The 7980-nt window shown below is 52.4% G+C and carries 8 protein-coding genes and 1 pseudogene; 6 read left to right on the top strand and 3 right to left on the bottom strand.

The genetic code is table 11. From position 1 onward, the window contains the following. Nucleotides 1-258 (bottom strand): annotated as a pseudogene (locus tag AQR02_RS32590) (helix-turn-helix domain-containing protein); the annotation flags it as partial. A gap of 207 nt (nucleotides 259-465) precedes the next feature. On the opposite strand from AQR02_RS32590, the gene AQR02_RS32060 reads away from it, so the two are divergent. The 6 genes from AQR02_RS32060 (at nucleotide 466) to AQR02_RS21865 (ending at nucleotide 6561) form a co-directional block, all read left to right on the top strand. Continuing rightward, nucleotides 466-2454, top strand: coding sequence for an acid phosphatase (locus tag AQR02_RS32060; protein WP_245237669.1), 1989 nt, complete (start codon nucleotides 466-468; stop codon nucleotides 2452-2454). Further along, on the top strand, nucleotides 2447-3040 hold the full coding sequence (locus tag AQR02_RS32055; protein ID WP_159067813.1) for an S-layer homology domain-containing protein: 594 nt from the start codon (nucleotides 2447-2449) through the stop codon (nucleotides 3038-3040). The genes AQR02_RS32060 and AQR02_RS32055 overlap by 8 nt, the downstream gene beginning before the upstream one ends. A 468-nt stretch (nucleotides 3041-3508) precedes the next feature. Further along, a complete protein-coding gene (locus AQR02_RS21880) occupies nucleotides 3509-4291 on the top strand; it encodes a GNAT family N-acetyltransferase (protein WP_054942535.1) in 783 nt (260 codons plus the stop codon). Nucleotides 4292-4325: 34 nt separating this feature from the next. After that, nucleotides 4326-5273 carry a helix-turn-helix transcriptional regulator gene (locus AQR02_RS21875; protein WP_054942534.1) on the top strand — a complete coding sequence of 316 codons (948 nt, stop codon included), beginning with the start codon at nucleotides 4326-4328 and terminating at the stop codon, nucleotides 5271-5273. A 64-nt stretch (nucleotides 5274-5337) separates the two neighbouring features. Continuing rightward, complete coding sequence (locus AQR02_RS21870; protein WP_054942533.1) at nucleotides 5338-5883, top strand: DinB family protein; 546 nt, start codon at nucleotides 5338-5340, stop codon at nucleotides 5881-5883. A gap of 81 nt (nucleotides 5884-5964) precedes the next feature. After that, complete coding sequence (locus AQR02_RS21865) at nucleotides 5965-6561, top strand: Crp/Fnr family transcriptional regulator (protein ID WP_054942532.1); 597 nt, start codon at nucleotides 5965-5967, stop codon at nucleotides 6559-6561. On the opposite strand, the gene AQR02_RS21860 is transcribed toward AQR02_RS21865, so the two are convergent. Then, nucleotides 6518-7225 (bottom strand): DUF4386 domain-containing protein, encoded by a 708-nt coding sequence (locus tag AQR02_RS21860; protein WP_245237668.1) that lies wholly within the window; start codon nucleotides 7223-7225, stop codon nucleotides 6518-6520. The two genes, AQR02_RS21865 and AQR02_RS21860, sit on opposite strands and share 44 nt — an antisense overlap. Nucleotides 7226-7393: 168 nt before the next feature. Beyond that, on the bottom strand, nucleotides 7394-7980 hold a 587-nt coding region (locus tag AQR02_RS21855; RefSeq protein ID WP_245237667.1), incomplete at its 5' end, for an AIM24 family protein.

Raw genomic sequence — 7980 nt, 5'->3', positions numbered from 1 at the left:
AGCACCAGCGAGCAGGCGCAGCGTTGCCGTCTGCTTCAGGGAGACCTCCAGATAGATCTGCTGGACTCTTTGCAGCACGGAAGCTTCAATGGTTCCGGCGGTATTTTTAAGGAGCAGCTGATTCCGGCTTCTCAGTTCTTCCTTATAGTGGGTTGAGAAATAAATATAAAAAACAGAACAGAGCAAGAGAACAATGACAAGAACAACAGAAATGTACGATATAGCCAGGCTGGTGAATGCTGAACTCCATTTTTTCAAGGCGTATTCTCCTCCCAGGCGGATTATACACTAGTCCCTAATGCAACTATTCATGATTTATGTTAAAAGAATATAAAATTGCTAAATCCGGCTGAAATGTTCCCAAATTGATAGAATTGCGAAATTGTCATATTGAAGACCCGGACCTGCGATGCTACATTGAGACCGATTCGAATCGAATACTAATTAGGATAGGGGCTAACACAATTGAACACACAGTCTAAAAGAAGGTTGCTATCTGTTGCTGCGGGTCTGGTTCTCCTCACTAATTCTGTCACGGTACATCCTGCGGCTGCGGCTTCAGCGGATTCTTCGATCGAACTGCCGGCTGCTCCGAAATGGGGACATTTCGTAGACAACTACAAGAATAACACTCCGGTTAATATGGCGGTCTACTCCAACCCGGCCATCGGGATCCTCTCCGGATTCCTGGAGCTCTGGACACCCGGTTCTACCTGGAATAACGGCACCAAGCTGAACAGCAGCATACTGGATGCCAACATTCAATATGTAGCCGGCCTTGCAGCTACCCGTACTAAGGCAGAGGAAGACATGGCGTATTACGATGACCGCAGGAACCAGACCTATGGAGCGGCCGACGGTCTGGGTTCTCTATCTGAGGTGTACCGCGCCAAATCGGGTACGTACACGACGATTACCAGCATTCCGGGTGATGCCACTACGGTGAAGTACACGGACGGCAACGGCGCCAATAAAGGCGGTAATTCCGATTCAGAGCTGGGCAAAATGGTAGACTTGATCGGAAAGATCCGCGGCAACTATGCATCAACAACCCAGGCCAAAAATTTCTACAATTATATGCGTCCGTTCCGCTGGAAGGACCCTTCGATCATCGTGCCTACTCTGGTGCCGGCGATGAGTACAACGCCGGCTACAGATGGCGGCTTCCCGAGCGGCCATACCAACGCCTCCTATCTTGCCGCATTGTCACTTGCTTACGCGGTGCCTGAGCGGTTCCAGGAGCTGCTGACCCGGGCTTCAGAGATGGGGAACAGCCGGATTATCGCGGGCATGCATTCTCCATTCGATGTGATGGGCGGGCGAGTCATGGCGACGGCGCTGACGGCGGCGACCCTGGCTGACCCGGATAACGCCGAGCTGAAGAAGGCGGCCTATGATCAGGCCCATGCAGCCCTGCTGACAGAGACCGGCACGGCGGAAGACCGGTTCAGTGATTATGAGAAGAACAAAGCACAGTTCACCCAGAGACTGACCTACGGCTTCCCGCAGATCAACTCCACGGCCAAGCCTGTGGTTGTTCCCAAGGGGGCAGAAGTGTTACTGGAAACCCGCTTGCCTTATCTGAGTGCTGAGCAGCGCCGGGCGGTACTGGCCACAACAGGAATCCAGTCCGGTTATCCGCTGCTGGATGATCCGGAAGGCTGGGGAAGGCTGAACCTCTTCGCAGCCGCTGACGGATACAGCGCTTTCAACACAGATGTCACGGTAACGATGGATGCCGGTAAAGGCGGCTTCTATGCAGCGGACCGCTGGCGGAACCATATCTCTGGCTCAGGTAAACTGACTAAGGAAGGGACCGGTACCTTGACGCTGACGGGAAGCAATACGTATTCCGGCGGTACCGAGGTAAGCGCCGGGACCCTTGAAGGCGATTCGGCAACAGCCTTCGGCAGCGGTGATGTGCTGAACACCCGCGGCTCTGTAGTGGAGAACGTCTACGGCAAGATGACAATCGGAGGAGGCTTCACGCAATCTGCGGAGGGCACCCTCGAGCTCAACCTTACCGGTGCAGGTGATGTACTAGACATCAAGAGAGCAGTGAATATGAACGGGAAGCTGAAGGTGCATTTTGCGAACAACTATGTACCTGCCGGCGGACTGATCCCGCTTATTACCCATGGCGTCAGTCAGCGAAACGGAGAGTTTACCTCCGTCCAGATTGACGGTCTGCCTAGCACACGCAGTGCCCTGATTGTCTATCAGAACAATCAGGTTGGGCTCATCATTACCGATACGACAAGCAGCAGTAACCCGAATTCAGGAGGTTCTAACAACTACCCCGGGCGGAACCACAGGCGGTACAACAAACGCTCCTGCCAATCCTGTAGTACCAGGGGAACAACCGGGTACACAAGCACCGGTACCGGTGGATCAAGTGAATCCTTTCCAGGCGGGTGTAGTCAGCCGGGAAACGGTTCGGAAAACAGTGAGTGATGCCATTGCCGCAACGAAAAATATCAACAAAACCTTCAGTGACACCACAGGCCACTGGGGTGCCAGCACCATTGCGGCAGCCGTCAAGCTGCAGATTATCGGCGGTTACGCAGATGGTTCCTTCCGTCCGAATGCTCCGGTCACCAGAGCCGAATTCACAGCTATGATTGCCCGTGCCTTCGGACTAGAGGCTAATGCGGCTGGAGCAGAATTCCGGGATGCCGGCTCGAATTGGGCCGCCGGTTATATCGGTGCTTTGGCGGAGAAGGGAGTCATAACCGGCTACGCGGACGGCAGCTTCAAACCGGGTACCACCATCTCCCGTGCCGAAATGGTGACGATCATCGGCCGTATGCTGAATCTTGGAGTGCTTCCGACAGGCACAGCGGTGAGCTTTAACGATGTGAGCAGCGATTACTGGGCTGCCGCAGCCATTAAGCAGGCAGCCTCAACTAATCTGATTCAGGGGGTAGCGGCTTCGTCCTTCGCACCGCGAAGCAATGCCACCCGCGCCGAAGCCGTGTCGCTTATTATCCGCGCTTTGGAAACTGACAGCTCAATCAAGGCGTTAATCGGGGAATTGTAATCGTAACAGGGCTTCAATAAAGGAATAAGACAGCAGAGCAGCGATTCTTCCGTTTACCGGAGAATCGCTGCTCTTTTTGAATACGCAGATTTATTGACAGGGAAGGCGTCCCGCATGCAGGTAGCTCACGGATATATAAGTGGAAACAGACAGGGGGAAATCATTATAATAAGTTCAGGTCTGTTGATAGGGTGAATTATGGGATGAGGAAGAGTAGAGTTAATAGATAAATAATAGTGGGAAATCCTCCCGCTAAACCTTTTATTATTGCCAGAAATCAGACTTTAGATGGAAATGCTCCAGCTAATTTCATGAATAACGCTGATTTTTAGCCATAGTAGAGATATTAGAGGGAGAAATTCCTGCTAGGGTTATCCTCCGCCCCGTCCATATGAGTTTAGATGGAGAAAATCCCCCTGCATAGAAGCACCACAAGCTCAATGTATTTCGTGAGGAGATGTTGTTACTATGAAGCCTTTAGATTATGTGAATCATATTGAACGAATGGAAATAGAGCTTACCCGGTTGAATGCAAGCCGGTCGCTGGTTCCTGTAAAGAGACAGCTCGAGGTCCAGACGGTAAACAGCGTCACCTTGCTTCGGGACTCTACGGACCCGGCTTCGATTTACTATAATCGCATCAAGGGGTTCGGGCCTCAGATGCTTCCAGAGCTGGATGAGCTGTTGAGTTATTATGCTGGCGCTGCCCCTTGCTTTGATATGTCTCCTGACCATATGACAGAAGAAGTGGCCCGGGCGCTATGCAAAAAAGGTTTTTTTCCCGCGGAGCAGCTTGTCTTTATGGTTATGCTTCAGCCGCTGGACGGGCTGGAAACTCCGGCATTTCAGTTTGAACGGGTGACGGAGGAGACTGCGGAGGAATTTATAGAATGGATCGGGAAGTCTGCGGGCGGGATGGAGATGACCACGGAGATGATTGCGAGGTCCAAGGAGTACTTCTATAGGGCAGATTTCATGAATTACATGCTAAGAATAGATGGAGAACCAGCGGCTATGGGCTCCTTGTTTCTACATGGGGCAGAGGGCTACCTGGCAAATGATTATACCTTCCCGGCTTACCGGGGCAAAGGGTGTCAGTCGTCCCTGATTAAGCACCGGCTTGCGGAGGCCGCCAGACTTGGGATGAAGGCGGTTTATACAGATGTGGAGTTCGGCTCGGCCAGCCATGCAAATATGGAACAGGCCGGGTTCAGGACTGCCTTTCTCAACACTTTTTGGATGGCAGAATGAAATCAAACCAAACTCCCGGAAAGGAGGCTGCCAAATGAACAAAACGGATCGTATGTTAGCCATAGTGCTTGAACTCCAGCGGGGTAAAATGTTACGGGCGGAGGATTTAGCCGCTACATTTGAAACCAGCGTAAGAACTATCTACAGGGACATTCAGGCACTGAGTGAAGCCGGCGTATCCGTGGTAGGGGCGCCCGGGCAGGGATACACCTTGATGGAGGGGTATTTCCTGCCGCCGGTCAGTTTCACGGTGGAAGAAGCCGTGACCCTGCTTATCGGGACGGATTTCATTGAGCAGTGGTTTGATTCCCATTATGGGAGCAAGTCCCGGACTTCCAGGAGGAAGATTGAAGCCATCCTGCCGGAACCGGTCCGCAGTGAGGCCGTCCGCATACGCAAAAGCTTCCGGCTGCTTGCAACCGCTGAAGATGCAGGGCGAATCCTAGAGAGGGCCTACTTAGAGACGATTCGCCGGGCGATTGCAGAGGAGCGGAAAGTAAGCTTCCGCTATGCCAAAAGAGTCGCTGAAGCGGACGGAAACCGGCGAAGTATGCGTACAGTTGCCCCCTATGGACTTGTGCTTCACCAGGGGGCATGGGTACTGACGGGATGGTGTGAGCTGCGCCAGGACATCCGTCATTTCCGGTTGTCCCGGATGACGGAGCTTATGGAACTGGAAGCAGGCTTTAAGCTGCCGGCGGATTTCAATTTAGAGGCATACAAGCCTCCGGATGAACGCAATATTCTTGTCCGCATTCTGGTTCAGCCTGACATGGCTGATAAGGTGAAGGAATCGAATAACTATTATTTAGAAACCATAGAAGATCATCCGGAAGGGCTGCTGATGACCTTTCGGGTCCGGCAGCCGGAGGAATTGCTGCAATACGTGCTCAGCTGGGGAGGCGGAGTAGTTGTACTGGAGCCGGAATCCTTCCGGCAGCGGATGAGAAATGAATTGGAGAATATGTTAAAACGCTACTGACATAATGTTGTCAGTAGCGTTTTTGTATACTTGGGAAGAAAGATGACAAAGGGAGCTGAGAACGATGGTTACAACAAAGGAAGCCTTACAACGATTTGAAGAAACAACAGCATATTATCTGCAGGAGCTGGATCAATTCAGTCTGGTTCAACTGAAGCAAACACCAAGTGACAACGGGTGGTCCATCGGACAGATGTTTCAGCATCTCATTAATTCGGCGCTGTATATGCAGCTTCGTAATGTGGATCAATGTCTGGGACAGGCCCAAGAGCTACAGGGAGCTTCAGCGGAAAAAACCGAGGCTGGTACGGCTATTTTTGCCCAAGGCAGTTTTCCGCCCATCCGGGTTCAGGTTCCGCCTTCCCCGGAATATACGCCGGAGCAGCCGGAGAGCAAGGAGCAGCTGATTGAAGGATTACACACGGTCATCCGGAGGATGAAGGAGATTGAACCTGCGCTCGCAGAAGCTTCCCGGCAAAATACAGTGCCTCATCCGCGGTTCGGCGGGCTGAGTGCGGAGGAATGGTTCCTGCTTGTTGAGATGCACTACCGGCATCATCTTTTGCAGCTGGGCCGTTTAAAACAGGAATTAATTCTGGAAAGGGCATAAATGTGTGATTTGGACCTGCTAAAATCCTGTTACAATGGAGCATATCACTGTTCATTTTGTAGCCGGAAGGAAGGTCTGAGGATGAAGCAACTGTTACAACAATATATGTCCCGGCTAACCTCTTTGAGTGAAGCAGAGCAGCACGCTATCCTGGATGAAATCCTGGTGGAAACTTACAGTAAGGGAACAGTTCTGCTGAGACAGGGAGAGGTCCCGGGCAAATGTTATTTTGTCCTTAAGGGATGCGTGCGGCAGCATGCTGTTGACGTTACGGGCCGGGAAGTGACTTCCAACTTCTATACCGAGGAGCAGGCGATCTCCATCTTTAATGCGCATAAACCGGATAAGTCGTCGGATTACACGCTGACCTGTCTGGAGAACTCGGTGCTCGTCGTCGGCCCGCTGGATACGGAGAGGGAGATGTATGCCAAACACACACAGCTGGAGATGATGACCCGCCGGATGATTGAGGAGAGCTTCGGGCAGGTACAGGAGGAGTTTGCCACTTTTATTGCTTCCACGCCCGAAGAACGCCTGAAGGCTCTGCTTCACCAAAGACCGGGACTCATCAGCCGTGTTCCCCAGCATCAATTGGCGAGCTATCTTGGAATGACGCCGGAATCGTTGAGCCGGATCAAGAAGCGGATTTACCGGGAACACGCGGAGCTGGAACTCTGAAGAGCAGCCATAGGCCAAGGCCCAGCTCTCCTGCAGTCATCGGCAGCATGAATATCCATTCCACCACTTTAATAACATCTTCACCCCCCGGAGCAAGGGTGCGGCTCAGATGGACAACAGCATAACCGGCTGAGGCCAGCAGCAACAGAATGGTAAGCAGCTTCGGAATGTTCCGCGATCGTAACGCCAGCAGCCCCACAATCAGCAGATGGCCCCCAAACAGAATCAGACCGATCGACCATACCGCTTCAAAAGCCCCGAGAAAAAGCATCACTTCCGCCTGCAGCTCACCGGATGTGAAGCCGGATAGCTCTTGCCCCCTGCTGCCTGTAAGCAGTGAGACGATAACCAGACAAGAGACGGCAACGGCGAGTACCGCTGTATAGGATAGACGCAGCCATGCACCCAACAGGGACAGGCCCTTATCCACCGGCTTCAGGACCGTATATAAGGCCCAGGCGGCTATGATGTCACAGGCTATAATCAGCACCCAGCCGAGAATTTCAGCTCTGAACAGCAGAGGAGAAGCAGTCAGGTGACTGATGGTAGCGGCAGCATCCCCATCAACAATAAGACTTCCATGAATTGTTCCGTACGAAATTGCGGCGGTTACCGCCATTAGAATAATTGAAATACCACCGGTTCGTGCCACTGCAGCAGACATCAACATGACCCCCTATTTAAATAGATGACTCAATTGTACTCAGCGGGCAACGGCGCTTCATTGACTTAAGTCAAGAGACAGGAGTTCTAGGCAGAACAAATAGCGCGCTCCGGTGAATTACTGGGGCGCGCTTGCGGGTAGTTTACTTTCCAGCCCTTTACCAGGCCTTTATGGCCGTGCAGCGGCAGGCATTAACGGGCTGTTCTTGTATTGCATCAGCGGTGCCAGCCATACCATGCCGGTTCCGCGGTACACATTGACCAGTCCTTCGCCGGAAGCGGCGGAGCCTAGCTTGGTTTTTCCGGATTTCTCCACGCTGAAGTCCAGTGAGTTAGACCACATGAGCGCGAAATTACCATCCACCTTCAGCACATCGTTCTGCAGTTCAATCACAACAGCCTCTTCAGTGGGAATCGGCGCTTCCAAGGCCAGGATACCTTTGCCGCGGGCACTTAGATTGAACAGGCCTTCTCCGCCCAGTGCCGCAGAGGACAGATTCTTACGCGCAGCTACAGCGATCTCAAGCGTGCTCTCGCAAGCCAGGAACATACCATCGTCTATGACAATATGGTCGTTGTCGACGTCAATTAACCACAGGTACTTGTAGGTGGTTTCCAAAAGAATGGTCCCCGTCCCCTTATAAAGCGGCTTAATGGCACTGGATCCGGAGACTGCACTGGATACAATGTTGCGCATCAGACCGCCGACACCCTTCACACCTGAGGTCATTTCGATATTCCCCACCATATACTGCA

Source organism: Paenibacillus ihuae (assembly GCF_001368795.1).
Classification (GTDB): domain Bacteria; phylum Bacillota; class Bacilli; order Paenibacillales; family Paenibacillaceae; genus Paenibacillus_AQ; species Paenibacillus_AQ ihuae.
This window is presented reverse-complemented; position numbering and strand designations above follow the sequence as displayed.